Below are 25,940 nucleotides of genomic sequence, written 5' to 3'. Positions count from 1 at the left end.
CTACAAATAGAAACCCGTCTGGCCGTCACAACTGGCTGAAAATCAAGCGCTTGCCGCCGCTCTCGTCTGAGCCCGGAATGATCGCAGCCTGGTGAAAGCGCCTGAACGAGTGACCACATCGCTAGCCTGGAGTCCATGACATGCATCCCCGCGTCCTTGAGGTAACCGAACGGCTGATTGCTCGCAGCCGTGAAACCCGTCAACGCTACCTGCAATTGATCCGGGGTGCGGCGAGCGACGGGCCGATGCGCGGCAAGCTGCAATGTGCCAACTTCGCCCACGGCGTCGCGGCATGTGGTCCCGAAGACAAGAACAGCCTGCGCATGATGAATGCGGCCAACATCGCCATCGTCTCTTCCTACAACGACATGCTCTCGGCCCACCAGCCGTACGAACACTTCCCCGAACAGATCAAAAAAGCGCTGCGTGAAATCGGCTCGGTGGGGCAGTTTGCCGGTGGCGTTCCCGCCATGTGCGACGGCGTCACCCAGGGTGAGCCGGGCATGGAATTGAGTATCGCCAGCCGAGAAGTCATTGCGATGGCAACGGCGGTGGCGTTGTCCCACAACATGTTCGACGGCGCGCTGATGCTGGGCATCTGCGACAAGATTGTTCCGGGCCTGCTGATGGGCTCGCTGCGTTTCGGTCATCTGCCGACGATTTTTGTACCGGGCGGGCCGATGGTCTCGGGCATCTCCAACAAAGAGAAGGCCGACGTGCGTCAGCGCTACGCCGAAGGCAAGGCGACCCGCGAAGAGCTGCTGGACTCGGAGATGAAGTCCTATCACGGCCCGGGGACCTGCACGTTCTACGGCACGGCGAACACCAACCAGTTGCTCATGGAAGTCATGGGTCTGCATCTTCCGGGTGCCTCTTTCGTCAATCCTTACACACCGCTGCGCGATGCCCTGACACGCGAGGCGGCGTTCCAGGTCACGCGTCTGACCAAACAAAGCGGCGACTTCATCCCTCTCGGAGAGATTGTGGACGAACGTTCGCTGGTCAACTCGATTGTTGCCCTGCACGCGACGGGCGGTTCCACCAACCACACGCTGCACATGCCGGCCATTGCCCAGTGCGCTGGCATTCAGCTGACCTGGCAGGACATGGCCGACCTGTCGGAAGTCGTGCCGACCCTGTCCCACGTCTACCCGAACGGCAAGGCCGACATCAACCACTTCCAGGCCGCCGGCGGCATGTCGTTCCTGATTCGTGAACTGCTCGACGCGGGCCTGATGCATGAAGACGTCAACACGGTGATGGGCCGTGGTCTGCGTCGCTACACCCAAGAGCCGTTCCTGGAAGAAGGCACACTGGTGTGGCGCGATGGCCCAACCGAAAGCCTCGACGAAAACGTCCTGCGCCCCATCGCGCGTCCGTTTTCGGCCGAAGGCGGCCTGCGGGTGATGGAAGGCAACCTGGGCCGTGGCGTGATGAAAGTCTCCGCCGTTGCGCTGGAGCATCAGATCGTCGAAGCCCCCGCCAAAGTGTTCGAAGACCAGCAGGACCTTGCCGACGCCTTCAAGGCCGGTGAGCTGGAATGCGATTTTGTCGCGGTCATGCGCTTCCAGGGGCCGCGCTCCAACGGCATGCCGGAACTGCACAAGATGACGCCGTTTCTGGGCGTGCTGCAGGACCGTGGCTTCAAAGTGGCGCTCATTACAGACGGACGCATGTCCGGCGCCTCCGGGAAAATCCCGGCGGCTATTCACGTTTGCCCGGAAGCCTCCGACGGCGGACCGCTGGCGTTACTGCGTGATGGGGATCTCATTCGTGTCGATGGCGTGAAAGGAACGTTGCAAGTTCTGGTCGAACCGGCAGAATTGGCCGCCAGAGAGCCGGCGATCGGTCGCTTGTCCCATAACGTGGGCAGCGGCCGCGAACTGTTCGGCTTCATGCGCATGGCCTTCAGCTCGGCAGAGAAGGGCGCCAGCGCCTTTACTTCGAATCTGGAGACGCTCAAGTGACATTGGCGATGGTGGGTGATATCGGCGGCACAAATGCGCGGTTTGCCATTTGGGAAGACGAGCAGTTGCATTCGATCCGCGTGTTCGCGACGGTCGATTACGCCAGTCCTGAAAAGGCCCTGACGGTCTATTTGCAGGACCTGGAATTGCAGCGCGGTGATGTCACCTCCATCTGCCTGGCCGTGGCCGGGCCGGTGACCGGCGATGATTTTCACTTCACCAACAGCCACTGGAAGATCAATAGGCAGGCATTCTGCGCCGAGCTGAAGATCGACCACCTGATCCTGGTCAACGACTTCACTGCCATGGCCCTAGGCATGACCCGCCTGAAGGACGACGAGTACCTGACCGTGCGCCATGGCAAGGGCGATCCTCGCGGCGCGCGGGTGGTGATCGGGCCAGGCACCGGCCTTGGCGTCGGCACGTTGATCCGCAGCGGCGAAGCGCGTTGGACTGCGGTGCCGGGCGAGGGCGGTCACGTTGATCTGCCGATCGGTACCCCTCGCGAAGCCCTGCTGTGGATGCGGTTGATGGCGACCCATGAGCACGTCAGCGCCGAGACCATTCTGAGTGGCGCCGGGCTGTTGCTGCTGTATCAAGTCAGCTGCGGGCTGGACGAGATCGAGCCGGAACTCAAATCCCCTGCGGCCATCACCTCGGCGGCGCTCAAGGGCGATCCGGTCGCCAGCGCGGTGCTTGAGCAGTTCTGCGTGTTCCTCGGTCGCGTGGCGGGCAATAACGTACTGACTGTCGGCGGACGCGGCGGCGTGTATATTGCCGGGGGCGTAATCCCGCGCTTCGTCGATTTCTTCATGCAGAGCGGCTTCAACAAGGCGTTCGCCGAGAAGGGCTTGATGAAGGATTACTTCAATGACGTGCCGGTCTGGCTGGTTACTGCCGAATATCCTGGCTTGATGGGCGCGGGCGTGGCGCTGGATCAATATGCGACGAGTCGCTAGCGGCAAGTTATGAGCGGCAAGCGGCAAGCAAAGACCGCGCACGTCTCGCTGGCCGCTTTGAGCTTTGAGCTTTGAGCTTGAAGCTTGAAGCTGCCTTACCCACCATTGCTCACAAGGACGACCATGTGAACGCTGTCAGTAAATCGATTCTGGTGGTCGACGATGACGAGGAGATTTGCGAGTTGCTGCAAGCCTACCTGAGCCGATCCGGTTTTCAGGTGCGCACGGTCGGCGATGGGGCGGAGTTTCGTCAGGCGTTCAACGAAGAGGCCAGTGACCTGCTGATTCTCGACGTCATGCTCCCCGATGAAGACGGCTTCAGCCTGTGTCGCTGGGTCAGGCAGCATCCGCGTCAGCCGCATATTCCCATCATCATGCTCACCGCCAGCTCCGACGAGGCTGATCGCGTAATTGGTCTGGAGCTCGGCGCCGATGACTACATGGCCAAGCCCTTCAGCCCCCGTGAGCTTCAGGCCCGGATCAAAGCCCTGTTGCGCCGTGCCCAGTTCGGCCAGGAACGCAGCGGCGGTGAAGTGCTGGTGTTCGATGAATGGCGGCTGGACATGGTCAGTCATCGGCTGTTCCACAACGACGGCGAGGAGGTGATTTTGTCCGGCGCCGATTTCGCGCTGCTCAAGCTGTTCCTCGACAACCCCCAACAGATTCTCGATCGCGACACCATCGGCAACGCCACCCGTGGCCGTGAGCTGATGCCGCTGGAGCGCATCGTCGACATGGCGGTGAGCCGCCTGCGTCAGCGTTTGCGCGACACCGGCAAGGCGCCGCGATTGATCCGCACCGTGCGAGGCAGCGGTTATCTGCTGGCAGCCAATGTGCTGCCGCAAGCCGGCAACGGCTACTAGCCCTTGATGGTGGCGGACAGGAAACGTCGCTTGCCGGTGCCGCGCTCGCTGCTCGGGCGCATGTTGCTGCTGACCTTGCTCGCCGTGCTGCTGGCGCAAACCCTGTCCAGCCTGATCTGGCTCTCGCAATTGCGCGCGACGCAAATGGAAGGCCTGGTCACCAGTGCCCGCAGCCTGGGTTTTTCCATGGCGGCAAGCGTGAGTTACTTCCGCTCGCTGCCTGTTGCGTTTCGACCGCTGGTACTCGATCAACTGCGCAGCATGGGCGGCACGCGTTTCTTCGTTTCACTTAATGACCGTCCGCTGGAAATGCAAGTGCTTGAGCCCACCGTCCGCAAGACGGCTGTCATCGATGTGGTCGGTCAGGTGTTGCGGCAGAACCTCGGCGCCGACCCGGACATCCTCGTGCGTTTTGTGCGTCCCGAAGACCTGCGCATTTTCAACAGCGGCCTCAGGCTCGATGAGCTGCCACGCTCGTGGGCTCATTACGCGCTAACCCTCGAACCGGTGAATCCGCCCGTGCTGGTGACGCAGATCGAGCTGTCGCCTGGCGAATGGCTGTACATCGCCTCGCTGCTGCCTGAGCCCTACACCATGCTCGAAGCCGAAGGTCTGCCTTCTCAGCAGGTCTGGTTCATTGCCCTGACCAGTCTCTTTCTGCTGGTCTTCATCGGCCTGCTGGTGCACTGGCAGAGCGGCCCGCTCAAGCGTCTGGCTCATGCTGCGCGGGATCTGTCGCTGGGTGCCGACGTCGAGCCGGTGGTGGAGGGCGGCGGCAGTGAAGTGGTGGAAGTGACCCGGGCGTTCAACACCATGCGCGATCGCATCAGCCGTTACCTGACCGAACGCGGTCAGCTGTTCAGCGCGATTTCTCATGACTTGCGCACGCCGATCACTCGCTTGCGGCTACGCGTTGAGCTGCTCGAAGACGAACAGATGCAGGCCAAATTCACCCGCGATCTGGATGAGTTGGAGCTGCTGGTCAAAGGCGCATTGCAGTGCGTGAAGGACACCGACATTCACGAGAACATCGAGCCGGTCGACCTCAATCACGCGCTGGATTGCCTGATCGAACCCTATCTCGCCCCCGATGGCGCGGGCCGTGTCACGTTGCAGGGCAAGGCGATGTCGATGTACTACGGCAAGCCTCTGGCGCTGCGTCGCTGCATGGGCAACCTGATCGATAACGCGATCAAGTACGGCGACCGCGCGCACCTGTTCGTCGAAGACGACGCCGACGCGTTCATTCTGCACGTCGAAGACGAAGGCCCGGGCGTGCCGGAACAGCGGCTTGAGCAGGTCTTCGAGCCGCACTTCCGGCTGGCCGGCAAACACCAGCAGGGCTACGGGCTGGGTCTCGGAATTGCGCGCAACATTGCCCATAGCCATGGCGGCGAAGTGACGTTGCAGAACATGCGCGAAGGCGGGTTGCGGGTCACGCTGTATCTGCCGCGCGGCGTGGAGTAATCCGGCCGCTTTTCTGAATGTCACAGCTCTGTGACATTCGCGCATCCCTTCGTTACCGTCCTCTCTAACCCCTTGGTTAGAATCCACGCAGCGCAAGCGCCACGACTTGCTCATGCATAACAACAAGAAAGGTCAGATATGAATTCGATTTCCCGTCTCGCTGCACTTATTTCCCTCGCCTCGTTGTTCCCTCTGAGCGCCATGGCGGCTGATGCCAAAGGCACCGTCGAAGTTGTGCACTGGTGGACGTCCGGTGGCGAAAAAGCCGCTGTCGATGTGCTCCGCGCGCAAGTTGAAAAAGACGGTTTCACCTGGAAAGACGGCGCTGTCGCAGGCGGCGGCGGTGCAACTGCAATGACCGTGCTAAAGAGCCGCGCCGTTGCTGGCAACCCGCCTGGCGTTGCCCAAATCAAAGGCCCGGACATTCAGGAATGGGCTTCCACCGGCCTGCTTGATACCGACGTGCTGAAAAACGTCTCCAAAGAGGAGAAGTGGGACAGCCTGCTGGACAAGAAAGTCTCCGATACCGTGAAGTACGACGGTGATTACGTGGCCGTGCCGGTGAACATCCACCGCGTCAACTGGCTGTGGATCAACCCGGAAGTCTTCAAGAAAGCCGGTATCGAAAAAGCTCCTACCACCCTCGAAGAATTCTACGCAGCGGGCGACAAGCTCAAAGCGGCAGGCTTCATCCCTCTGGCCCACGGTGGCCAACCTTGGCAGGACAGCACCGTTTTTGAAGCCGTCGTTCTCTCTGTCATGGGCGCTGACGGTTACAAGAAGGCACTGGTCGACCTCGACAACGCTGCGCTAACCGGCCCTGAAATGGTCAAGTCGCTGACCGAGCTGAAGAAAGTCGCTACCTACATGGATGCCGACGGCAAAGGCCAGGACTGGAACCTGGAAGCGGCCAAAGTCATCAACGGCAAGGCCGGCATGCAGATCATGGGTGACTGGGCCAAGAGCGAATGGACCGCCGCCAAGAAAGTCGCCGGCAAGGACTACGAGTGCGTAGCGTTCCCGGGCACCGACAAGGCGTTCACCTACAACATTGACTCCCTGGCTGTTTTCAAGCAGAAGGATGCGGGTACTGCTGCGGGTCAGCAGGACATCGCCAAGGTCGTGTTGGGTGAAAACTTCCAGAAAGTCTTCAGCATCAACAAAGGCTCGATCCCGGTTCGCAACGACATGCTGGCTGACATGGGCAAGTACGGTTTCGACTCGTGCGCCCAGACCGCAGCCAAGGATTTCCTGGCTGACGCCAAAACCGGCGGCCTGCAACCAAGCATGGCGCACAACATGGCCACCACACTGGCCGTGCAAGGCGCGTTCTTTGATGTCGTGACCAACTTCATCAACGACCCGAAAGCCGATCCGGCCGATGCGGCGAAGAAGCTGGGCGCTGCGATCAAGTCTGCCAAATAAAGGCCAGCGACTAGCGGCAAGCTGCAAGTCTCAAGCTGATCGATGATTGGCTTCTGACTTGCAGCTTGAGGCTTGCGACTTGCGGCCGCTTTCACTTCTTATTGGATTTTCACCATGAGTTCTGTTGCTGTGTTCAGCAAAGCCTCGCCGTTCGATGCACTGCAGCGCTGGCTACCCAAACTGGTGCTGGCGCCCAGCATGTTCATCGTATTGGTGGGCTTCTACGGCTATATCCTGTGGACGTTCGTTCTGTCGTTCACTAACTCGACTTTCTTGCCAACTTACAAGTTTGTGGGTCTGGCGCAATACGCGCGGTTGTTCGACAACGACCGGTGGTGGGTAGCCAGCAAAAACCTCGCGGTGTTCGGTGGCATGTTCATCGGCATCAGCATGGTGGTTGGCGTGCTGCTGGCAGTCTTTCTGGATCAGCGCATCCGCCGCGAAGGTTTCATCCGCACCATCTACCTGTACCCGATGGCGCTCTCGATGATCGTCACCGGTACGGCCTGGAAATGGCTGCTCAACCCAGGCATGGGCCTGGACAAACTGCTGCGTGACTGGGGCTGGGAAGGCTTCCGCCTGGACTGGCTGATCGATCCGGACCGCGTTGTCTACTGCCTGGTGATCGCTGCGGTATGGCAGGCGTCAGGCTTCATCATGGCGATGTTTCTGGCCGGCCTTCGCGGTGTCGATCAGTCGATCATCCGTGCTGCGCAGATCGACGGCGCGAGCATGCCGAAAATCTACTGGAAGGTCGTGCTGCCAAGCCTGCGTCCGGTGTTCTTCAGTGCGGTCATGATCCTGGCGCACATCGCCATCAAGAGTTTCGACCTGGTCGCTGCCATGACGGCGGGTGGCCCGGGCTATTCGTCGGACTTGCCCGCGATGTTCATGTACTCGTTCACCTTCAGCCGTGGCCAGATGGGCATGGGTTCCGCCAGTGCGATTTTGATGCTCGGCGCAATTCTCGCCATCCTTGTCCCTTATCTGTATTCCGAGCTGAGGGCCAAGCGCAATGACTAGTCTCGTCAACAAGCCTGCCCTCAGCCTGAGCCGCGTCGCCATCTATGCGGTGCTGATCGTTGCGGTGTTCATTTATTTGGTGCCGTTGGTGGTCATGCTGCTGACCAGCTTCAAATCGCCGGAAGACATCGGCAGCGGCAACCTGCTCAGCTGGCCGACCGAAGTGACCGCCATCGGCTGGATCAAAGCCTGGGCGACGGTGAAGGGCTACTTCTGGAACTCGTTCCTGATCACCGTTCCCGCGGTGCTGATCTCTACCACCATTGGTGCGCTGAACGGCTACGTACTGTCGATGTGGCGCTTCCGCGGTTCGCAGTTGTTCTTTGGTCTGCTGCTGTTCGGTTGCTTCCTGCCGTTCCAGACCGTGCTGCTGCCGGCGTCTTTCACCCTCGGCAAAATGGGCCTGGCCAGCACCACAACGGGTCTCGTGTTCGTCCACGTCGTTTACGGTCTGGCGTTCACCACGCTGTTCTTCCGCAACTACTACGTCAGTATTCCGGATGCACTGGTGAAAGCGGCGCGGCTGGACGGTGCAGGTTTCTTCACCATCTTCCGTCGGATCATTCTGCCGATGTCGACGCCGATCATCATGGTCTGCCTGATCTGGCAGTTCACCCAGATCTGGAACGACTTCCTGTTCGGCGTGGTGTTCTCCAGTGGTGATTCGCAGCCGATCACGGTCGCGCTGAACAACCTGGTCAACACCAGCACCGGCGTCAAGGAATACAACGTTGATATGGCGGCGGCGATGATCGCCGGGCTGCCGACCCTGCTGGTCTACGTGGTCGCAGGCAAGTATTTCGTGCGCGGGCTGACGGCCGGCGCAGTCAAGGGGTAATCATGGCAACGCTTGAACTACGCAATGTAAACAAGACTTACGGGGCCGGTCTGCCGGACACCCTGAAGAACATCGAACTCTCCATCAAAGAAGGCGAGTTCCTGATTCTGGTCGGTCCTTCGGGCTGCGGTAAGTCGACCCTGATGAACTGCATCGCTGGCCTGGAAAACATTACCGGCGGCGCGATCATGATCGGTGATCAGGACGTCAGCGGCATGAGCCCGAAGGATCGTGACATCGCAATGGTGTTCCAGTCCTACGCGCTGTACCCGACCATGAGCGTGCGCGAGAACATCGAGTTCGGGCTGAAGATTCGCAAGATGAACCAGGCTGATATCGACGCCGAAGTGGCGCGGGTCGCCAAGCTGCTGCAGATCGAGCACCTGCTCAACCGCAAGCCGGGGCAATTGTCCGGTGGTCAGCAACAGCGTGTCGCCATGGGCCGGGCACTGGCTCGTCGTCCGAAGATCTACCTGTTCGACGAGCCGCTTTCCAACCTCGATGCCAAGCTGCGCGTCGAGATGCGGACCGAAATGAAACTGATGCACCAGCGCCTGAAGACCACCACGGTCTACGTGACCCACGACCAGATCGAAGCCATGACCCTGGGCGACAAGGTGGCGGTCATGAAGGACGGCATCATTCAGCAGTTCGGCACGCCGAAGCAGATCTACAACGATCCGGCGAACCTGTTCGTGGCCAGCTTCATCGGCTCGCCGCCCATGAATTTCATCCCGCTGCGTCTGCAACGCAAGGACGGTCGCCTCTTCGCACTGCTCGACAGCGGTCAGGCCCGTTGCGAACTGCCGATGAGCATGAACGACGCCGGCCTTGAAGACCGTGAGGTGATTCTGGGCCTGCGTCCCGAGCAGATTGTGCTAGCGTCCGGTGATGCTGCAGGTCTGCCGACCATTCGCGCCGAAGTCCAGGTGACCGAGCCGACTGGCCCGGATACGCTGGTATTCGTTACCCTCAACGAGAGCAAGGTCTGCTGCCGTCTGGCACCGGATATTGCACCTGCTGTGGGCGAGACCTTGACGCTGCAGTTCGATCCGGCGAAGGTTCTGCTGTTCGACGCAAAAAACGGCGAGCGCCTTGGCGTATTGGCACCGAGTCAGTCGGTGGAGAACATGGGGAATGTCACGCGGCTCAACCGCAACTGATCCCGACGTGCAGGAGCACTGCACAAACGAGCACCTGTGACGGGTGGATGTCTGCCGTACAAAACCCGTCATGCACACGATGTACGTGGTTACAACGCTGTTCAAAAGCTAATAACAATAAAACGAGGATCCAAGGGATGAAAAAGGTACGTAACAAGTCGCTTAACCAGTTTCAGCTGATCGGTGGGTTGTCTGTCCTGAGCGCGTTGACGATTTCCGGAACGGCGTCTGCAATGGAGCCTTTCAAAGCCAGCGAGCACATGACCGGTGACTGGGGTGGTCTGCGTCAAGAGCTGTATGACAAGGGTTACGACTTCCCGATCGAGTATGTAGGCGAAGCCGCCTCCAACCTCAACGGTGGTTACAACGACGACAGAACCGGCCGCTACAGCGACCAGTTTGCGTTTGGCGTACAGATGGACCTGCAAAAAATCCTCGGCTGGCACGACGCAGAGTTCAAGCTCGCGATCACCGAGCGTAGTGGCAACAACATTTCCAACGACCGTATCGGCGATCCGCGTGCCGGCACGCTCAGTTCCTCCCAGGAAGTCTGGGGCCGTGGCCAGACCTGGCGTCTGACCCAGATGTGGGTCAAGCAGAAGTACTTCGACGGCAAGCTGGACATCAAGGTCGGCCGTTTCGGCGAAGGCGAAGACTTCAACAGCTTCCCTTGCGACTTCCAGAACCTGTCGTTCTGCGGCTCGCAAGTCGGTAACTACGTAAACACCTGGTACAACTGGCCGGTCAGCCAGTGGGCTGCACGCGTGAAGTACAACATCACGCCTGAGTTGTTCGCCCAGATCGGTGTCTACGAGCAGAACCCTTCGTACCTCGAAACCGGCAACAGCTTCAAGCTCAGCGGCAGCGGCTCGAAAGGCACCGTCGTACCGGTTGAAGTGGTGTGGTCGCCAAGCGTCAACTCGCTGCCAGGCGAATACCGTCTGGGCTACTACGTGAGCAATCCGAGCGCCGACGATCTCTACGAGAACGAAAACGGCCAGCCGCAGGCGACTGCCGGCGGTGACTTCAAGTCTCACAAAGACAAGCACGGCTGGTGGGTCGTGGCTCAGCAACAGCTGACCGCGCACAACGGCGACGCATCCCGTGGTCTGAGCATTTTTGCCAACGCGACGGTGCATGACAAAGCCACCAACTTCGTCGACAACTACCAGCAGGTCGGCTTCGTCTACAAAGGCCCGTTCGATGCACGTCCGAAGGATGACATCGGTATCGGCGTCGCACGTATCCACGTGAACGATGATGCCCAGGACAACCGTCGTCTGGTTAACGCCGTCAACGGTATCGAAGACTACGACAACCCAGGCTACCTGCCGATCCAGAAGACCGAATACAACTCGGAAATCTACTACGGCGTGCACGTAACCGACTGGCTGACCGTGCGTCCCAACCTGCAGTACGTGAAGAGCCCGGGCGGTGTGGACGACGTTCAGAACGCACTGGTTGCCGGTATCAAGATTCAATCGAAGTTCTAAGTTAAAGCGGACGCTCCTCCGCGCTCCACAAACGATCAAGGGTCGTGTGTGCTTTACGGGCAGCCTGGCTGCCCGTTTTTTTTCATCTATTTATTCCGCAGCAATGGCTCCGTGTTCGGAGCATTTTTTCTCGCGTGACGAGTGACCGCAATCTGGAGTGCTACAACGATGCCCTTCAGGGATTCCGGCTCAACCGAGCATCCTCTTCAGCGTTTTTTCACTTCGGTGCGACCGCAACCGACTTTTCAGTGGGAACGCTACCAACAGCGCGATGTGCTGGTGATCAATCATGCCCAGTGCCAGGCCGTCTTCAGTCGGCAGGGCGCTCAACTCCTGCATTTCGAACCTGCCGGGCAGAAGCCGTGGTTGTGGTGTGCTGCCCATTGGCCTCTGGTCGGTGCGATCCGCGGCGGCGTGCCGGTCAGTTGGCCCTGGGTCGGGCGTCATCCGGGGGAGAGTGGCTGGCCGGCGAATGGCTGGGGCCGGCTGCTCGACTGGAAACTGGTTGAAAGCCATGAGCACGAGCTGGGAGTGACGTTGCGCTGGCAGCTCAGGTTGTGGGACTGGCAGGCCGATCTGTTCGCTGACCTGGGGCAGGCGATGGACCTGCGCCTTGAAACGCTTCACGACGACAGCGAGCCTTGCCACTTCGGCCATGGCTTGCACGCCTATTGGCGCATCAGCGACGTGGCAGATGTTGCACTCCAAGGGCTCGACGGTGCTCACGGCTACGATGAACTCAGCCGCAGCGCCTGCGAGCAGCGGGGCGAGCTACGGGTCCAGGGTGGTTGTCAGCGGGTATTCGAGCATGCCGGACTGCTTGAGCTACAGGATGACACCTGGCAGCGGCGTCTGTGCATCGACACCGGAGACAGCGACAGCACGGTGGTCTGGCATCCTGGCAGCCGACCCTTGCTCGGTGTGGGTGGCGATGAAGCCATGGGCTTCTTGCGTGTCGAGGCGGCGTCAGGTGTTGAGGATTGCCTGAGCCTGGCGCCCGGGCAGCACGCCAGTTTGAGCCTGCAGGCCACTCTGGTTCACTGAGTGTGGAGGCGGGGATCGCCTCCCAATGAGGCGTTCCCTCAATTCAACTCATCGTCCGCGGGATACCGGCTCGCGTTCAGGCTTTCCTTGATCTTGCGCAGGTGCGGCTGGAAGTCGACGCCCCGACGCAGGGTCATGCCGGTCGCCAGCACATCCAGCACCGTCAGCTGGACGATCCTCGACGTCATGGGCATATAGATGTCGGTGTCTTCGGGCAGCGGGATGTTCAGGCTCAGCGTGCTGGCCTTTGCCAGCGGCGAGTCGGCAGCGGTGAGGCCCAGCACTGACGCGCCGTTCTCCCGGGCGATCCGCGCCACTTCCACCAGCTCGCGGGTGCGCCCGGTGTAGGAAATGATCACAAACAGCTCGCCGGTGTGCGCGACCGAGGCGAGCATGCGCTGCACCAGCACGTCGGCGTGGGCGGTGACAGCGAGATTGAAGCGGAAGAATTTATGCTGCGCATCCAGTGCCACCGGCGCCGAAGCGCCCAGGCCGAAGAAGTGAATCTGCCGCGCCTGAATCAGCAGGTCGACCGCTTTGCTGATCAGGTTGGGATCAAGCACCTGGCACACGCTGTCGAGGGACGCGATGGCGCTGCCGAAAATCTTGCGGGTGTAGGCTTCCGGGTTGTCATCGGCTTCCACCGCGCGGCTGACGTAGGCGGCGCCGCTGGCCAGACTCTGGGCCAGCTGCAGTTTCAGTTCCGGATAGCCGCTGACATCGAAGGAGCGGCAGAAGCGGTTGACCGTCGGTTCACTGACTTTCGCGGCCTGTGCCAGCGCAGCGATGCTGAAGCGGGTGGCCTGCTGCGGATTGCTCAGAATCGCCTCGGCGACCTTGCGCTCGGCCTTGTTCAGCTCTTCCAGACGACTCTGGATCTGCTCCAGAAGATTGCGTACGCGGTCCATTGTTTGTCCTTCTGATGAAACGGCGACGGGCCGGTGGACAGGCCTTTATTTGAAGAGTGGGAATTTGGCCTTTAGCCTGTCGCAAAGGTGGCCTATCGTACTGAGGGCCTGTGGTGATCACCACTCTAATGTGGTTCTGGTGGGAATGTTGTGGTTATTACTACATTCGGCCTTGAGTAACGCCTTTAAAAAAGGTATTTGTAGCTTAACTTGATAAAAGAACCAACATTATGCTCTCGATTACGGTTGAACCGTGCACTTTTGCGTTGTTTGGCGCCTTGGGTGACCTGGCGGTACGCAAACTGTTTCCTGCGTTGTACCAGCTTGACCGAGCTGGACTGCTGCATGCCGAGACCCGAATTATTGCGTTGGCCCGTGAGCCCGGCACTCCTGAGGAGCACCTGGCCTACATCGATAAAAGCCTGCGTCGCTTTGTTCCCGAGGCGCAGCTTGAGACCGAACACGTGGAGCGTTTTCAGGCCCGCCTGAGTTACCTGCACGTCGACTTTCTCAAGGGCGAGGATTACGTCGCGCTCGCCGAGGCCGTGGGCGACGCGCCGACCATGATTGCCTACTTCGCGACCCCGGCGTCGGTCTATGGCGCCATCTGCGAAAACCTTGCACTGGTCGGCCTGAAAGATCGCACCCGCGCCGTACTGGAAAAACCCATCGGCCACGACCTCGCGTCGTCGCGCCGGGTGAACGATGCCGTTGCCAAGTTCCTGCCTGAAACCCGCATTTACCGGATCGACCACTACCTGGGCAAGGACACGGTGCAGAACCTCATTGCCCTGCGGTTTGCCAACAGCCTGTTCGAGACGCAGTGGAACCAGAACCACATCTCCCACGTGGAAATCACCGTGGCGGAAAAGGTCGGCATCGAAGGGCGGTGGGGCTATTTCGACCAAGCCGGTCAGCTGCGCGACATGATCCAGAATCACCTGCTGCAGCTGCTGTGCCTAATCGCGATGGACCCGCCCAGCGACCTGTCCGCCGACAGCATCCGTGACGAGAAGGTGAAAGTGCTCAAGGCACTGGCGCCGTTCACCCCGGAGCGTCTCGCCACACAGGTGGTGCGTGGTCAGTACATCGCCGGGTACAGCGAGGGCAAGCCGGTCCCGGGCTATCTGGAGGAAGAAAACTCCAATACCCAGAGCGACACGGAGACGTTCGTCGCCATTCGTGCCGACATCCGTAACTGGCGCTGGTCGGGCGTGCCGTTCTACCTGCGTACCGGCAAGCGCATGCCGCAGAAGCTGTCGCAGATCGTGATCCACTTCAAAGAGCCGCCGCATTACATCTTCGCCCCAGAGCAGCGCTTGCAGATCAGCAACCGCCTGATCATCCGCCTGCAGCCCGACGAAGGCATCTCGCTGCAAGTGATGACCAAGGATCAGGGCCTGGACAAAGGCATGCAGCTGCGCAGCAACCCTTTGCAACTGAGCTTCTCCGACGCCTACCGCAGCGCCCGCGTGCCGGACGCGTACGAGCGGTTGTTGCTGGAGGTCATGCGTGGCAATCAGAATTTGTTTGTCCGCAAAGACGAAATTGAATACGCCTGGCAATGGTGTGACCAGTTGATCGCTGGCTGGAAAAAGGCGGGCGATGCGCCCAAGCCTTACCCAGCCGGTTCCTGGGGGCCGATGAGCTCCATTGCTCTTATTACGCGTGACGGGAGGTCCTGGTATGGCGATATGTGAACTTGAATTTCCGGCGGGCCTGAAGGCCCACGAATTTGGTAGCCCCGAAGTGCTGGCGAACGCGCTGGCTGATCAGGTGGCCGAGCGACTGACGGCTGCGATTTCCAGCAACCCCCACGGCACGGCCACGTTGGTGGTGTCGGGCGGCAAAAGTCCGGTGGCATTTTTCAAGGCGCTGGCGCAGAAGCCGCTCGAGTGGTCGAAAGTCTGCGTGAGCCTGGCCGACGAGCGTTGGGTACCGACCGAGCACGCCGACAGCAACGAAGGCCTGCTCAAGCGTTTCCTGCTTCAGGGCCCGGCGGCCGAGGCGGGGTTCTTTAGCCTGTACCGTGCGACCACGACAGTGGATGAAGCCGCGGCTGCAACGGACGAAGCGCTCAAGGCGCTGCCGAACATCGACGTGCTCATTCTGGGGATGGGCGACGACGGCCACACCGCGTCGCTGTTCCCCGACAGTCCGCATCTGAAGGAAGCGCTGGACCTCAATAGCGAGCGTCGTTGCCTGCCCATGCTCGCGCCGACTGTTCCGCATCAGCGCCTGACCCTGACGCGTCCGGTACTGGCATCGGCAGCGACCACCATTCTGTCCGTTTCCGGCCAGGCCAAACTCGACACATTGCGCGCTGCACTGGCAGGTAATGACCTTGCCGAAATGCCGGTGCGCGCGTTCCTTAACCCGTCTCTAGAGATCTACTGGTGCCCATAAGCAAAGGATCAGCCGCCATGGAAAATACCCAAGTGAAACAGCCGTTGAATAGCATGGCGAGCAAGATTGCCCAGATCGACGCACTCTGCGCGAAAGCGAAGATTCTGCCGGTCATTACCATTGCCCGCGAACAGGATGTCCTGCCGCTGGCCGATGCCCTGGCCGCGGGTGGCCTGAACGCGCTGGAAATCACCCTGCGTTCGGAGTTCGGCCTCAAAGCCATTCGCATGCTGCGTGATGCGCGCCCTGAGCTGAGCGTTGGCGCCGGCACCATCCTTGACCGCCATATGCTCAAAGCGGCCGAGGAGGCGGGTTCACAGTTCATCGTCACCCCCGGCAGCACCCAGGATTTGCTGGAAGCCGCGGCACTAAGCGAATTGCCGCTGCTGCCAGGCATCAGCAGCGCCTCGGAAATCATGATCGGTTACGCGCTGGGTTATCGCCGCTTCAAGCTGTTTCCGGCGGAAATCAGTGGCGGTGTGGGTGCAATCAAGGCACTGGGCGGTCCCTTCCCGGAAGTGCGCTTCTGCCCAACCGGCGGCGTCAGTGCGGCCAACTTAAAAAGCTACATGGCGCTGCCCAACGTGATGTGCGTTGGCGGCACCTGGATGATCGATAACGCGTGGGTGAAGAACGGCGACTGGCAGCGGATTACCGACGCCACTGCCGAAGCCATCGCGTTGTTCGACTGAGTCAGGATTTGCCGGTCGGGCTCGGCTATCGACAGCTTTCGTTCAAGTAGAGGCTGTTTAACTGCTGAGCATGATCCGTTTATGGCGCCCTGTCGGGGCGTTGCTGCAGAAGTCGTCGTTGCATGGCTTTTTTACGGTGTTCCTTGGTCGGGAACGCCGTTTTTTTTTGTGCTTTTTATACGCAATACATATGTACCGCACAGGCGGTGGCAGGAGCGCTTATCTTTGCCGCTCCTTTGTAGTTCGTTTCTCGATGGATTTACGGCGCCTTCGTCATGGAGGCGCCGTCTTTTTTTCTGCGGGCTTACCGAAGGCTTTGATCCGGCGCAGCCACTCGGGAGCAGAGCCTAAGCCAGCGCCCGGAGTGCTGCCACCAACTGGTCAACGTCCTTTGCCGACGTGGTGAATCCCGGTGTGATACGAATACACGTCCCGCAGGCCGAGCCTTCCCGCGTCACCGCAAAAATGCCGTGCTCATCGAGCAGTCGCTTGACCATGAGTTCCTGATCCGCGTGACGGCTGAACCGGAAAGACGTGATTCCGCAATAAAGCCGTGGGTCGTCCGGGGTCAACACGTCGATGCCATCGATGGTGCGCGCTTGAGTCACCCACAGGTCTCGTAGGTAGGCCAAACGTGCGCCTTTGGCCGGTGCGCCGCCCATGGCGCGATGCTCGGCGAATACTTTGGGCAGGGTCATCAATGCCGGAATATTCGGCGTCCCGTAAGGCACGCGCCCAAGGATGTCGTCCGCACCGTAGCGCTCGTCTGCCATGTCGGGATCGATGGCGCTCAGGCGGTCCTGCTTCACATAAATGAAGCCCAGGCTCAGCGGCGCGCCAATCCATTTCTGCAGGTTGAAGCCGGCGAACGACACGCCAAGGTCAGCCAGTTCGAAATCCAGCAGGCCCAAGGCATGGGCGCCATCCAGAATGACCTCGATGCCGTGGGCGTTGGCCAGCTCGGCGATGGCCTTCACCGGCATTACCAGCCCGGTCCGGTGGGTGACGTAAGTCAGCGCCACCAGCTTGAGCCGTGGATGTGCGGCAAAGGCGTCGCGGTAAGTTTGCAGCAGCGCATCATGGCTCGCAGGGTGCTGATGAGTGACCTCAATCACTTCCACGCCTCGGTTTTTCGCCAGCCAGCGCATGCCGGTCTGTACGCTGTTGTAATCCAGGTCGCTGACCAGCACCTGGTCGCCTGCCACGAGGCCGTTGTAGTTGCGAATCAGCGCTTGCACCGCCTCCGAGGCGGAACGGGTGAGGGCGACTTCGCGGACGGGTACGTTCAGCAGATCGGCAAGGTCCGCGCGAATGAATTCGCTGTCTTCGGTATCAAACTTCTGCCGCACGTAGACCGAGTTGCTGCGATTGACGTAGGCGAGGTTCTGCTCGTAATCCTTGAGTGCCGCGCGGGTCATGCGGCCAAAATAGCCGTATTCGAAATTGACCGGCCCAGGCTCCACGTCGTACTGCGCCGCGACCTGCTGCCAGAACCCCTCGTCCCGAGCCTGTTCATCCGCCAAATCCGTTATTGCGTATGCAGTGCTGTTCATCGCGACTCGCTTTTATCAATGGACGTTTAGTTGAAGCGTATCGGGGCTTTTGAGGGACCTGAACGCAAAGGCTCGCGAGGTCGGGTGCGCAGGGGGTCCAGCAGTGCGGAGAGACCGTTGTGATCAATCTCATGCATGAGTGCCAGCAGGCTGCCCAGTTCGCCGGCTGGAAATCCCTGGCGGGCGAACCAGTTCAGGTAGTCCCCAGGCAGATCTGCCAGCAACCGACCCTGATACTTGCCGAACGGCATGTCGCGCGTGACTAACAGTTTGAGTTTCTCTGGATTCATTCAGAAACCGCTTATCCGTTCGAGTGAACCTGAAAGATACGTGCATTCTGCAATTGCTCAAACACACAGATCATGCATAAAGCGCGGCGCAACTGTCGCTTGATATTGTTAAATTATTGAAAAATATAGGGATTTCCTGCTGTGAAAAGCTGGCATGCACAATGCAATATTCCCTCTATCGAGTGTTTCATTAACTAAACCTTTGATAAACCTGCCAGAAAGGAACCGCAAAATGTCGGATATCAACAAAGAAGCCATCTCTATTCTGAATGACTTGATCGAGACCAGCATTGACGGTGAGAAAGGTTTTCACACTGCCGCTGAAGACGCCAAGAACCCGGAAATCAAGGCTTACCTGCTTTCGCGTTCTTCCGGCTGCAAGACTTCCGTCGCCGAACTTCAGGCTGAAGTCCGTGCTCTGGGCGGTAACCCAGAAGATTCGTCCAGCATCGCTGGCGGCGCACACCGTCTGTGGGTCAACCTGAAAAGCGCGTTGAGCGGCAAGAACGACGAAGCCGTCCTCAATGAAGTAGAGAGCGGCGAAGACCACGCCCTGAAGGCTTACAAAAAGGCTGCCCAGGAAGCTACCGAGAAGAACTTGCCAGTCAACGTGACTACCCTGATCCAGCGTCAGCTGCAGGGCGTGCAAGCGAATCACGACAAGGTCAAAGCCCTGCGTGACACCGTTCGTGCTGCCAACAAGTAATTTGCAGCAGGTTCGAAAAACGCCAGCCAGCCTGGCGTTTTTTTATGTCTGCAGTTCGGCGGAAGGCGGGTCATACGCTCCGACTTCTACCCGATTTCTGCCATTTCTTTTGGCGCGGTACAGAGCCCGGTCAGCGGCTTGAAACAGAGCCCCTGGCAAGTCGTGGGTCACCGGCAGATGCGTGGCGACGCCGATGCTCACCGTGATGGGCGCTGTGTCATTGGCGAACGGCGGCAGCGCTTCGATTGCCAGACGCAGCTTTTCTGCGATAACGCAGGCACCTGCCTTGTCGGTCTCCGGTAGCACTACCATGAATTCCTCACCGCCGTAGCGCGCGGCCAGGTCACCCGGCCGGCGAATGCTGGCAGCCAGCGTCTGGGCAACACTGCGCAAGGCGACGTCGCCGCCATGATGCCCATGGCGGTCATTGAACGCCTTGAAGTGGTCTACGTCGATCATCAGGAGCGCCAAAGGTCGCCCTGAACGCATCCCGCGCGCCCATTCCTGCGCGAGCGCCTGATCCAGCTTGCGGCGATTGGCCAAACCCGTCAGCCCATCCGTCGACGCCAGGCCAGCCAGTTCGCGCTCGGCGTTCTGGCGCAGACGCAGTTGGCGACCCAACAGCCACGACAGCGAAAGGATGCCGATACACAGCAAACCGGTGGCGCCCGCCACCAGCAGGGCATTGCGCTTCCACACGGCGTAGACATCATCCTGGGATTGAGCGACCACGACGATCAATGGCAGATCCCCGACCCGCGAGAACGTGTACAGCCGCTTGGCGCCGTCGAGTTCGGACACGGCGGCAAAGCTGCCGTTGACCTCGTCCAGGATGCGTTTGAAGTTGGGGCGCATACTGAAGTTCTGGCCGACAAAGGTGCGATTGTTTTCATCGGGTTGGCGGGCGAGCAGCACGCCATCTGCGCTGAGCAAGTTGACGGTGCTGGTGGGGCCGATGTCCAGCGTGCGAAACAGCTGGTTAAAATACGACAGGCGCATTGATGCACTGGCGATGCCGACGAACTGCCCGGTGTCGGAGGGAAGACGCCGACTGAAACTGATGCACAGGTCCTTGAAGCCCCAGCGCGACAGGAAAGGTCCATCTACCACCAGCGCCAGCGAGCTGCTCTCCCGGTGTTTTTGAAAGCCTGGCCGATCGGAAAAGTTGTCTAGCCGAGGCGTCAGAGAAGTGGAATCGGCAACGATGCGCCCGGTCTCATCGAGCAGCACCAGATCGCCCTTGTAGGGCGCGGCCGTAGCCCGGTCGAACAGCACCAACTGCCGTAACTCCGGCGAAATCGTCATGACATCGGGTCGTCGCCATGCGGCGATCAGGCCCTGAAGAGAGGTGTCGTACAACTCGGCGTTACGCTGCACATCCGCATCGATCAACTGCACCACGTTGTTCGCCGAGCGCACGGCGGCTTCGTTGGCGGTGCCCAGCTCCCGAAACAATAACCAGGTGACGATGGCCAGGATGGCTCCCACCGCCAGGGCGCTGCCCAGCATCAGCATCTTCTCGGACCCTGATCTGATCCCTCGCGCTAATGGAGGCATGGCTGTCAGTGGCATCGATCATCTCTGACGGGGAATGGTAACGTCGTGCAGCGATAAGGCTTATTCGCCTTCGTCGAACTTGTTGTTGATCAGTTCTACCAGTCCCGCCAGCGCGGCATCGGCTTCGTCACCTTCGGTGGCCAGGTGGATCAGGGTGCCCTTGCCGGCGGCGAGCATCATGACGGCCATGATGCTTTTGCCATCGACCATGGTTTCCGGCGTGCGGCCGACCCGGATCTGGCAAGGGTACTTGCCGGCGACACCCACGAATTTGGCGGCGGCCCGGGCGTGCAGACCCAGCTTGTTGATGATGGTGATTTCTAGAGCGGGCATCGCGAGGGAGGTCCTTTCAGCTTAGGTCGCGGTGGCGGACCTGAACATTCTTGAGCGATTGCTGCAGCACCTGACCCAGACGTTCGGTCAGGTAGACGGAGCGGTGGTGTCCGCCGGTGCAGCCAATGGCAATAGTGACGTAGGCGCGGTTGCTGGCGGCGAAGCGCGGCAACCACTTATTGAGGTACGAAAAGATGTCCTGGAACATTTCCTCGACGTCCGGTTGAGCGGCGAGGTAATCGGCCACCGGCTTGTCGAGGCCCGACTGCTCACGCAGTTCGGGCTTCCAGTACGGGTTCGGCAGGCAGCGCACATCGAACACCAGATCGGCATCCACGGGCATGCCACGCTTGAAGCCAAAGGATTCGATGAGAAAGGCAGTGCCCGGCTCGGGTTTGTTCAGCAGGCGCAACTTGAGGATGTCGCGCAACTGATAGAGATTCAGGTGCGTGGTGTCGACCGTCAGATCAGCCAGATCGATGATCGGACCCAGCAGGGTTTTCTCGTCACGGATCGCTTCGGCCAGCGAGCGCGTTGCCGTGCTCAGCGGATGACGGCGACGGGTCTCGGAAAAACGCTTGAGCAGGGTAGGTTCATCCGCATCGAGGAACAGCACGTCGCACTGGATGTGCCGGGCGCGCACCTCGGCGAGCATGCGCGGAAATCGCGTCAGGTGACTGGGCAGGTTGCGTGCGTCGATCGAGACCGCTAGCAGCGGCTCAGCCAGTTCGCTGTTGATCAGCGCGCGTTCGGCCAGCTCCGGTAGCAGGCCGGCAGGCAGATTGTCGACGCAGTAGAAACCGCTGTCTTCAAGGACATCGAGGGCCGTGCTCTTGCCGGAGCCGGAGCGGCCGCTGACGATGATCATGCGCATGGTCAGTGACCGTTCTGGACGTCGAGCACGACGTTGTAGAGCTCTTCGTCGGTTTTGGCGCCGCGCAGGCGCTTACGCGCATCGTCACGGTCGAGCATGCTGGCGATCTGGCGCAGGAGTTCCAGATGAGCATCAGTGGCCGCTTCCGGGACCAGCAGCACAAACAGCAGGTCAACCGGTGCGCCGTCGATGGCGTCGAAATCGATGGGCTTTTCCAGATGGAGTACGGCGCTAACAGGCGTTGAACAGCCCTTCAGCCGACAGTGGGGAATGGCGATGCCATTACCGAATCCGGTGGAACCGAGCTTTTCACGGGCAATGAGGCTTTCAAACACGACCTGCTCATCCAGATCAGGCACTTGCGTGCCGATCATTTTGGCGATGCTTTGGAGTACGGCTTTTTTGCTGCCGCCTGGCACGTTCACGAGTGAACGGCCAGGGGTCAGGATATTTTCAAGTCGGATCATGGGTGGGGAGTGTCAGCGAGCAGTCGCGCCTTGCAGCAGACTTTGCTGTTTTTCCTTATGTTTTTTGAGTTGGCGGTCAAGCTTGTCGGCAAGCAGGTCAATGGCTGCATACATGTCGTCGTGTTCGGCGTTGGCAACCACTTCAGCGCCAGGAACGTGCAAGGTGGCTTCGATTTTCTGCTTGAGCTTCTCGACCTCCATGGTGACCTGCACATTCGTGATCTTGTCAAAGTGGCGCTCCAATCGGGCGAGTTTCTCGCCGACGTAGGTACGCAGAGGTTCAGTCACTTCCAGCTGGTGTCCACTGATGTTGACTTGCATACAGCTTCTCCTTCGTTGCCAGTGCATTAAGTGGCAGGCGTGATGCCTGCCACTGGAACGCTTTGACGTGTGACCTTTACATCAGTCGCTTGCGTTCGCTGGACGGCGAGATCCCGAGGGATTCGCGGTACTTGGCGACTGTGCGACGGGCCACTTGAATGCCTTGTGCTTCCAGTAAACCAGCGATCTTGCTGTCACTCAACGGCTTTTTCTGATTTTCCGCGGCGACCAGTTTTTTGATGATCGCGCGAATCGCCGTAGACGAGCATTCGCCGCCTTCCGAGGTGCTGACGTGGCTGGAAAAGAAATATTTGAGCTCGTAGATCCCGCGCGGCGTATGCATGAACTTCTGCGTGGTCACCCGGGAAATCGTCGATTCGTGCATGCCGACCGCTTCAGCAATGTCATGCAGAACCAGCGGCTTCATGGCCTCGTCGCCGTACTCCAGAAAGCCGCGCTGGTGTTCGACGATCTGCGTGGCCACCTTCATCAGCGTCTCGTTGCGGCTCTGCAGGCTCTTGATGAACCAGCGCGCTTCTTGCAGCTGATTGCGCATGAACGTGTTGTCGGCACTGGTATCGGCGCGACGCACAAAGCCTGCGTATTGCGGATTGACCCGCAGGCGCGGCACGGATTCCTGGTTCAGCTCCACTAACCAGCGCTCGTTATCCTTGCGCACGATGACGTCAGGTACGACGTATTCGGGTTCGCTGGATTCGATCTGCGAGCCCGGGCGCGGGTTGAGGCTCTGGACCAGCTCGATGACCTGGCGCAGGTCGTCTTCCTTGAGCTTCATGCGGCGCATCAGTTGCGCGTAGTCGCGGCTGCCCAACAGATCGATGTACTCGCTGACCAGCTTCTGCGCTTCTGCCAGCCACTTGGTTTTGGCTGGCAACTGGCGAAGTTGCAGCAGCAGGCATTCGCTCAGGTTGCGGGCGCCGATGCCCGCAGGCTCGAACTGCTGGATGCGGTGCAGAACGGCTTCGATTTCGTCCAGTTCGATATCAAGCTCGGGATCGAACGCGTCGAGCAATTCTTCAAGTGTTTCGTCGAGGTAGCCCTGGTTGTTGATGCAGTCGATCAGGGTCACGGCGATCAGGCGATCGGTGTCCGACATCGGCGCCAGGTTGAGCTGCCAGAGCAGGTGGCTTTGCAGGCTCTCGCCAACGGAGGTGCGGGTGGTGAAATCCCACTCGTCATCATCATTGCTGGGGAGACTGCTGGCGCTGGTCTGATAGACGTCTTCCCACGCCGTGTCGACCGGCAGTTCGTTGGGGATGCGCTCGTTCCAGTCACCCTCATCCAGATTGTCGACGGTAGGCGCCGACTCCTGATAAGTGGGTTCCTGAACGTCAGCGTTGGGCTTTTGCTCTACGTTATCGGCCAAGGGGTCGGCGTTGTCGAAATCGTCGCCTTCCTCCTGCCGTTCCAGCATCGGGTTCGACTCCAGCGCCTCCTGAATCTCCTGTTGGAGATCCAGCGTCGACAACTGAAGCAAGCGGATTGCCTGTTGCAGCTGAGGTGTCATCGTCAGCTGCTGGCCCATTCTCAAGACTAGCGAAGGTTTCATGGCAGGGCTTAACACCTTATTCGCCGGCGCACTGCGCGCCATTTACTACCAGGGCGCCGAGGGCGCCAACTTAAGCAAATTATATGCCTGAAGCTGGAGGGTTTGCCTAGAGTGTGATGACAATTAAAAAACGAGGTCGGCGATGGCATCCGTTATGGAAGGGCGCACGACCTCATGTCATCACTGCGGTTACAGGCGGAACTCGTGACCTAGATACACTTCCTTGACCAACTGGTTGGCCAGGATGGACTCGGCGTCGCCTTCGGCAATCAGCTGGCCATCGTTGACGATGTAGGCGGTTTCGCAGATATCCAGCGTTTCACGCACGTTGTGGTCAGTGATCAGCACGCCGATCCCTTTGGCCTTGAGGTGGTGAATGATCTGCTTGATGTCGCCTACGGAAATAGGGTCAACACCGGCAAACGGTTCGTCGAGCAGAATGAATTTCGGCGAAGTGGCAAGGGCGCGTGCAATTTCCACACGACGGCGTTCACCGCCCGACAGGCTCATGCCCAGGTTGTCGCGGATGTGGGTGATGTGGAATTCCTGCAGCAGGCTTTCCAGCTCTTTGCGGCGGGCCGCGCGATCAAGCTCCTTGCGGGTCTCAAGGATCGCCATGATGTTGTCCGAGACGGAGAGCTTGCGAAAGATCGACGCTTCCTGTGGCAGGTAGCCAATACCGGCACGGGCGCGGCCATGCATCGGCTGGTGGCTGACGTCCTGGTCGTCGATCAGCACGCGACCCTGATCCGCCTGAACCAGGCCGACGATCATGTAGAAGCAGGTGGTCTTGCCGGCGCCGTTGGGGCCGAGCAGGCCAACGATCTGGCCGCTCTCGATGGACAGGCTGACGTCACGTACGACCTGGCGGCTTTTATAGGCCTTGGCCAGGTGTTGGGCTTTCAGCGTTGCCATTACTGGGCCTTCTGCTGGTCGGTTTTCTTTTTCGGCTGGATGACCATGTCGATGCGAGGGCGTGGTGCGGTGACCTTGGTGCCGTTGGCGCGGCCGGCGTTCACGACCTGCTTGACGGTGTCATAGACAATTTTCTCGCCTTCGGACGTGTTGCCGTCGTTGACCACTTTGGCTTTGTCGATCAGCACGATGCGGTTCTGCGCCGCGAAGTATTGAATAGTGACGCCCCAGGCCTGAACGATCGGCTTGTCCACCGATGGCTTCTGCTCGTAGTAGGCCAGGTTGCCCACGGACGTGAACACGTCCACGTCGCCTTGCGGTGTGCGGGTGATGGTCACAGTGTTGCCGGTGATCTTCATCGTGCCCTGGGTGATGATGACATTGCCTTTGTAAGTGGCGATGCCTTGCTTGTCGTCCAGCTGCGCGTCATCCGACTGGATGTGGATGGGTTGATCGCGATCCGTCGGCAGAGACCAGGCGCTCGCGCTTCCCAGTGCTGCGCCCAGGCCGAGCAAAAAAGGAAGGGTTTTAACGAGCCTCATACTGTCCTCTTACGTTGGATAGCAGGTTCATCCTGCTTTCTTTCAGATACGCTTTCATACCCGTGCCGGTCGTTACACCGCCAAGGCCGTCGATTCTAACGGGTTGGGCAGTCTCCGCATATTGCTTCTGCGGGAATACAGTCATGCGGCTGCTGGTGATGATAGTGGTGCGGTTCTTTTCGTCGGTGCGGTTGATGCGCACCGAGTCGATCAGCTCGACGTGATCACCGCCCGGCGACACCTCGGCACGAACGCTCTGTACATGCCAGGGGAAGGTCGAACCTCGATACATCTGCAGCACCGGCGTGGTCATCAGGGTGACGTCGGTGGCTTTCAGGTGCTCGACCTTGTCGGCGGTCATGTCGTACTGCATGGTCCCGTCGGGCAGGTACTGAATGCTGTGGGCGTTGGTCGCATAGTAATCGACAGCGCTTTCATCCACGGCAGCCTTGGGTTGATCGAGGAAGCTTTCCGGACTGATATTCCAGTAGCCGACCGCTGCCAGCAGCAGAGCCAGCACCCCGAACAGCAGAAATGTTCGAAACTTTTTGCTCAGCATAAATG

Annotated in this window: 26 protein-coding genes; 14 read left to right on the top strand and 12 right to left on the bottom strand. The window is 59.7% G+C overall.

Going from position 1 to position 25,940, the window contains the following annotated elements; all coding sequences use genetic code 11:
• Positions 1-140 precede the first annotated feature (140 nt).
• From edd to FX982_RS03150, 10 genes are all read left to right on the top strand, one after another.
• Entirely contained in the window at positions 141-1,967 is a 1,827-nt protein-coding gene (gene edd, locus FX982_RS03195; protein ID WP_172609613.1) for a phosphogluconate dehydratase, read from the top strand.
• Entirely contained in the window at positions 1,964-2,926 is a 963-nt protein-coding gene (locus FX982_RS03190) for a glucokinase (RefSeq protein ID WP_172609612.1), read from the top strand. The genes edd and FX982_RS03190 overlap by 4 nt, the downstream gene beginning before the upstream one ends.
• A 125-nt stretch (positions 2,927-3,051) precedes the next feature.
• Positions 3,052-3,789 (top strand): response regulator, encoded by a 738-nt coding sequence (locus FX982_RS03185; RefSeq protein ID WP_122622508.1) that lies wholly within the window; start codon positions 3,052-3,054, stop codon positions 3,787-3,789.
• 6 nt (positions 3,790-3,795) lie between these two features.
• Entirely contained in the window at positions 3,796-5,256 is a 1,461-nt protein-coding gene (locus tag FX982_RS03180; protein ID WP_122622507.1) for an ATP-binding protein, read from the top strand.
• A gap of 138 nt (positions 5,257-5,394) precedes the next feature.
• Positions 5,395-6,681, top strand: coding sequence for an ABC transporter substrate-binding protein (locus FX982_RS03175; RefSeq protein WP_122535890.1), 1,287 nt, complete (start codon positions 5,395-5,397; stop codon positions 6,679-6,681).
• Between the two features lie 114 nt (positions 6,682-6,795).
• Positions 6,796-7,704, top strand: a complete 909-nt coding sequence (locus FX982_RS03170) for a carbohydrate ABC transporter permease (RefSeq protein ID WP_037014845.1) — start codon at positions 6,796-6,798, stop codon at positions 7,702-7,704.
• Positions 7,697-8,542, top strand: a complete 846-nt coding sequence (locus tag FX982_RS03165; protein ID WP_122622506.1) for a carbohydrate ABC transporter permease — start codon at positions 7,697-7,699, stop codon at positions 8,540-8,542. Before FX982_RS03170 ends, FX982_RS03165 begins: the two co-directional genes overlap by 8 nt.
• Before the next feature lie 2 nt (positions 8,543-8,544).
• On the top strand, positions 8,545-9,705 hold the full coding sequence (locus FX982_RS03160; protein WP_172609611.1) for an ABC transporter ATP-binding protein: 1,161 nt from the start codon (positions 8,545-8,547) through the stop codon (positions 9,703-9,705).
• 137 nt (positions 9,706-9,842) lie between these two features.
• A complete protein-coding gene (locus FX982_RS03155; RefSeq protein ID WP_122535893.1) occupies positions 9,843-11,198 on the top strand; it encodes a carbohydrate porin in 1,356 nt (451 codons plus the stop codon).
• 168 nt (positions 11,199-11,366) lie between these two features.
• A complete protein-coding gene (locus FX982_RS03150) occupies positions 11,367-12,242 on the top strand; it encodes a D-hexose-6-phosphate mutarotase (RefSeq protein ID WP_172609610.1) in 876 nt (291 codons plus the stop codon).
• Between the two features lie 38 nt (positions 12,243-12,280).
• Here FX982_RS03150 and FX982_RS03145 read toward each other — a convergent pair whose 3' ends face one another.
• Positions 12,281-13,150, bottom strand: a complete 870-nt coding sequence (locus FX982_RS03145) for a MurR/RpiR family transcriptional regulator (RefSeq protein WP_065992054.1) — start codon at positions 13,148-13,150, stop codon at positions 12,281-12,283.
• 230 nt (positions 13,151-13,380) lie between these two features.
• Here FX982_RS03145 and zwf point away from each other — a divergent pair, with 230 nt between their 5' ends.
• Genes zwf through FX982_RS03130 form a run of 3 tightly spaced genes read left to right on the top strand, consistent with a single transcriptional unit; the run spans position 13,381 to position 16,248 of the window.
• Entirely contained in the window at positions 13,381-14,850 is a 1,470-nt protein-coding gene (zwf, locus tag FX982_RS03140; RefSeq protein WP_172609609.1) for a glucose-6-phosphate dehydrogenase, read from the top strand.
• Positions 14,837-15,556, top strand: coding sequence for a 6-phosphogluconolactonase (gene pgl, locus FX982_RS03135; protein WP_172609608.1), 720 nt, complete (start codon positions 14,837-14,839; stop codon positions 15,554-15,556). Before zwf ends, pgl begins: the two co-directional genes overlap by 14 nt.
• A gap of 17 nt (positions 15,557-15,573) precedes the next feature.
• On the top strand, positions 15,574-16,248 hold the full coding sequence (locus FX982_RS03130) for a bifunctional 4-hydroxy-2-oxoglutarate aldolase/2-dehydro-3-deoxy-phosphogluconate aldolase (protein ID WP_122535897.1): 675 nt from the start codon (positions 15,574-15,576) through the stop codon (positions 16,246-16,248).
• Between the two features lie 347 nt (positions 16,249-16,595).
• Here the strand turns inward: FX982_RS03130 and FX982_RS03125 are convergent, their stop codons facing one another.
• Both FX982_RS03125 and FX982_RS03120 read right to left on the bottom strand, forming a co-directional pair.
• A complete protein-coding gene (locus FX982_RS03125; protein WP_172609607.1) occupies positions 16,596-17,801 on the bottom strand; it encodes an aminotransferase class V-fold PLP-dependent enzyme in 1,206 nt (401 codons plus the stop codon).
• Positions 17,802-17,827: 26 nt separating this feature from the next.
• Positions 17,828-18,091 (bottom strand): DUF3820 family protein, encoded by a 264-nt coding sequence (locus FX982_RS03120; protein WP_172609606.1) that lies wholly within the window; start codon positions 18,089-18,091, stop codon positions 17,828-17,830.
• Between the two features lie 232 nt (positions 18,092-18,323).
• On the opposite strand from FX982_RS03120, the gene FX982_RS03115 reads away from it, so the two are divergent.
• Positions 18,324-18,797: a PA2169 family four-helix-bundle protein gene (locus FX982_RS03115; protein ID WP_172609605.1), complete on the top strand. Its 474-nt coding sequence runs from the start codon at positions 18,324-18,326 to the stop codon at positions 18,795-18,797.
• 42 nt (positions 18,798-18,839) lie between these two features.
• Here FX982_RS03115 and FX982_RS03110 read toward each other — a convergent pair whose 3' ends face one another.
• The 9 genes from FX982_RS03110 to lptC all read right to left on the bottom strand — a co-directional run bounded on the left by FX982_RS03110 (position 18,840) and on the right by lptC (position 25,935).
• Positions 18,840-20,369: a sensor domain-containing diguanylate cyclase gene (locus FX982_RS03110; protein WP_438826297.1), complete on the bottom strand. Its 1,530-nt coding sequence runs from the start codon at positions 20,367-20,369 to the stop codon at positions 18,840-18,842.
• A 45-nt stretch (positions 20,370-20,414) separates the two neighbouring features.
• Positions 20,415-20,687 (bottom strand): HPr family phosphocarrier protein, encoded by a 273-nt coding sequence (locus tag FX982_RS03105; RefSeq protein ID WP_122535902.1) that lies wholly within the window; start codon positions 20,685-20,687, stop codon positions 20,415-20,417.
• Positions 20,688-20,703: 16 nt separating this feature from the next.
• On the bottom strand, positions 20,704-21,561 hold the full coding sequence (gene rapZ / locus FX982_RS03100) for an RNase adapter RapZ (RefSeq protein WP_122535903.1): 858 nt from the start codon (positions 21,559-21,561) through the stop codon (positions 20,704-20,706).
• A 2-nt stretch (positions 21,562-21,563) separates the two neighbouring features.
• Entirely contained in the window at positions 21,564-22,028 is a 465-nt protein-coding gene (gene ptsN, locus FX982_RS03095; RefSeq protein WP_172609603.1) for a PTS IIA-like nitrogen regulatory protein PtsN, read from the bottom strand.
• Positions 22,029-22,040: 12 nt separating this feature from the next.
• Positions 22,041-22,349, bottom strand: coding sequence for a ribosome hibernation-promoting factor, HPF/YfiA family (hpf, locus tag FX982_RS03090; RefSeq protein WP_172609602.1), 309 nt, complete (start codon positions 22,347-22,349; stop codon positions 22,041-22,043).
• Positions 22,350-22,425: 76 nt separating this feature from the next.
• On the bottom strand, positions 22,426-23,919 hold the full coding sequence (locus FX982_RS03085; protein ID WP_122535905.1) for an RNA polymerase factor sigma-54: 1,494 nt from the start codon (positions 23,917-23,919) through the stop codon (positions 22,426-22,428).
• Between the two features lie 189 nt (positions 23,920-24,108).
• Complete coding sequence (lptB, locus tag FX982_RS03080; RefSeq protein ID WP_074884367.1) at positions 24,109-24,834, bottom strand: LPS export ABC transporter ATP-binding protein; 726 nt, start codon at positions 24,832-24,834, stop codon at positions 24,109-24,111.
• Positions 24,834-25,376, bottom strand: a complete 543-nt coding sequence (lptA, locus tag FX982_RS03075) for a lipopolysaccharide transport periplasmic protein LptA (RefSeq protein ID WP_037014791.1) — start codon at positions 25,374-25,376, stop codon at positions 24,834-24,836. The genes lptB and lptA overlap by 1 nt, the downstream gene beginning before the upstream one ends.
• Entirely contained in the window at positions 25,363-25,935 is a 573-nt protein-coding gene (lptC, locus tag FX982_RS03070; protein ID WP_037014789.1) for an LPS export ABC transporter periplasmic protein LptC, read from the bottom strand. Before lptC ends, lptA begins: the two co-directional genes overlap by 14 nt.
• Positions 25,936-25,940 lie beyond the last annotated feature (5 nt).

This window comes from Pseudomonas graminis, from assembly GCF_013201545.1.
Lineage (GTDB): Bacteria > Pseudomonadota > Gammaproteobacteria > Pseudomonadales > Pseudomonadaceae > Aquipseudomonas.
The sequence above is the reverse complement of the archived record's forward strand: the minus strand, read 5'-3'. Positions and strand labels throughout refer to the sequence as shown.

Coding starts and splice junctions, on each gene's coding strand:
- edd (WP_172609613.1), top strand. CDS start 141: ATGCATCCCCGCGTCCTTGAGGTAACCGAACGGCTGATTGCTCGCAGC.
- FX982_RS03180 (WP_122622507.1), top strand. CDS start 3,796: ATGGTGGCGGACAGGAAACGTCGCTTGCCGGTGCCGCGCTCGCTGCTC.
- FX982_RS03175 (WP_122535890.1), top strand. CDS start 5,395: ATGAATTCGATTTCCCGTCTCGCTGCACTTATTTCCCTCGCCTCGTTG.
- FX982_RS03170 (WP_037014845.1), top strand. CDS start 6,796: ATGAGTTCTGTTGCTGTGTTCAGCAAAGCCTCGCCGTTCGATGCACTG.
- FX982_RS03165 (WP_122622506.1), top strand. CDS start 7,697: ATGACTAGTCTCGTCAACAAGCCTGCCCTCAGCCTGAGCCGCGTCGCC.
- FX982_RS03160 (WP_172609611.1), top strand. CDS start 8,545: ATGGCAACGCTTGAACTACGCAATGTAAACAAGACTTACGGGGCCGGT.
- FX982_RS03155 (WP_122535893.1), top strand. CDS start 9,843: ATGAAAAAGGTACGTAACAAGTCGCTTAACCAGTTTCAGCTGATCGGT.
- FX982_RS03150 (WP_172609610.1), top strand. CDS start 11,367: ATGCCCTTCAGGGATTCCGGCTCAACCGAGCATCCTCTTCAGCGTTTT.
- FX982_RS03145 (WP_065992054.1), bottom strand. CDS start 13,150: ATGGACCGCGTACGCAATCTTCTGGAGCAGATCCAGAGTCGTCTGGAA.
- zwf (WP_172609609.1), top strand. CDS start 13,381: ATGCTCTCGATTACGGTTGAACCGTGCACTTTTGCGTTGTTTGGCGCC.
- pgl (WP_172609608.1), top strand. CDS start 14,837: ATGGCGATATGTGAACTTGAATTTCCGGCGGGCCTGAAGGCCCACGAA.
- FX982_RS03130 (WP_122535897.1), top strand. CDS start 15,574: ATGGAAAATACCCAAGTGAAACAGCCGTTGAATAGCATGGCGAGCAAG.
- FX982_RS03125 (WP_172609607.1), bottom strand. CDS start 17,801: ATGAACAGCACTGCATACGCAATAACGGATTTGGCGGATGAACAGGCT.
- FX982_RS03120 (WP_172609606.1), bottom strand. CDS start 18,091: ATGAATCCAGAGAAACTCAAACTGTTAGTCACGCGCGACATGCCGTTC.
- FX982_RS03115 (WP_172609605.1), top strand. CDS start 18,324: ATGTCGGATATCAACAAAGAAGCCATCTCTATTCTGAATGACTTGATC.
- FX982_RS03110 (WP_438826297.1), bottom strand. CDS start 20,369: ATGCCACTGACAGCCATGCCTCCATTAGCGCGAGGGATCAGATCAGGG.
- FX982_RS03105 (WP_122535902.1), bottom strand. CDS start 20,687: ATGCCCGCTCTAGAAATCACCATCATCAACAAGCTGGGTCTGCACGCC.
- rapZ (WP_122535903.1), bottom strand. CDS start 21,561: ATGCGCATGATCATCGTCAGCGGCCGCTCCGGCTCCGGCAAGAGCACG.
- ptsN (WP_172609603.1), bottom strand. CDS start 22,028: ATGATCCGACTTGAAAATATCCTGACCCCTGGCCGTTCACTCGTGAAC.
- hpf (WP_172609602.1), bottom strand. CDS start 22,349: ATGCAAGTCAACATCAGTGGACACCAGCTGGAAGTGACTGAACCTCTG.
- FX982_RS03085 (WP_122535905.1), bottom strand. CDS start 23,919: ATGAAACCTTCGCTAGTCTTGAGAATGGGCCAGCAGCTGACGATGACA.
- lptB (WP_074884367.1), bottom strand. CDS start 24,834: ATGGCAACGCTGAAAGCCCAACACCTGGCCAAGGCCTATAAAAGCCGC.
- lptA (WP_037014791.1), bottom strand. CDS start 25,376: ATGAGGCTCGTTAAAACCCTTCCTTTTTTGCTCGGCCTGGGCGCAGCA.
- lptC (WP_037014789.1), bottom strand. CDS start 25,935: ATGCTGAGCAAAAAGTTTCGAACATTTCTGCTGTTCGGGGTGCTGGCT.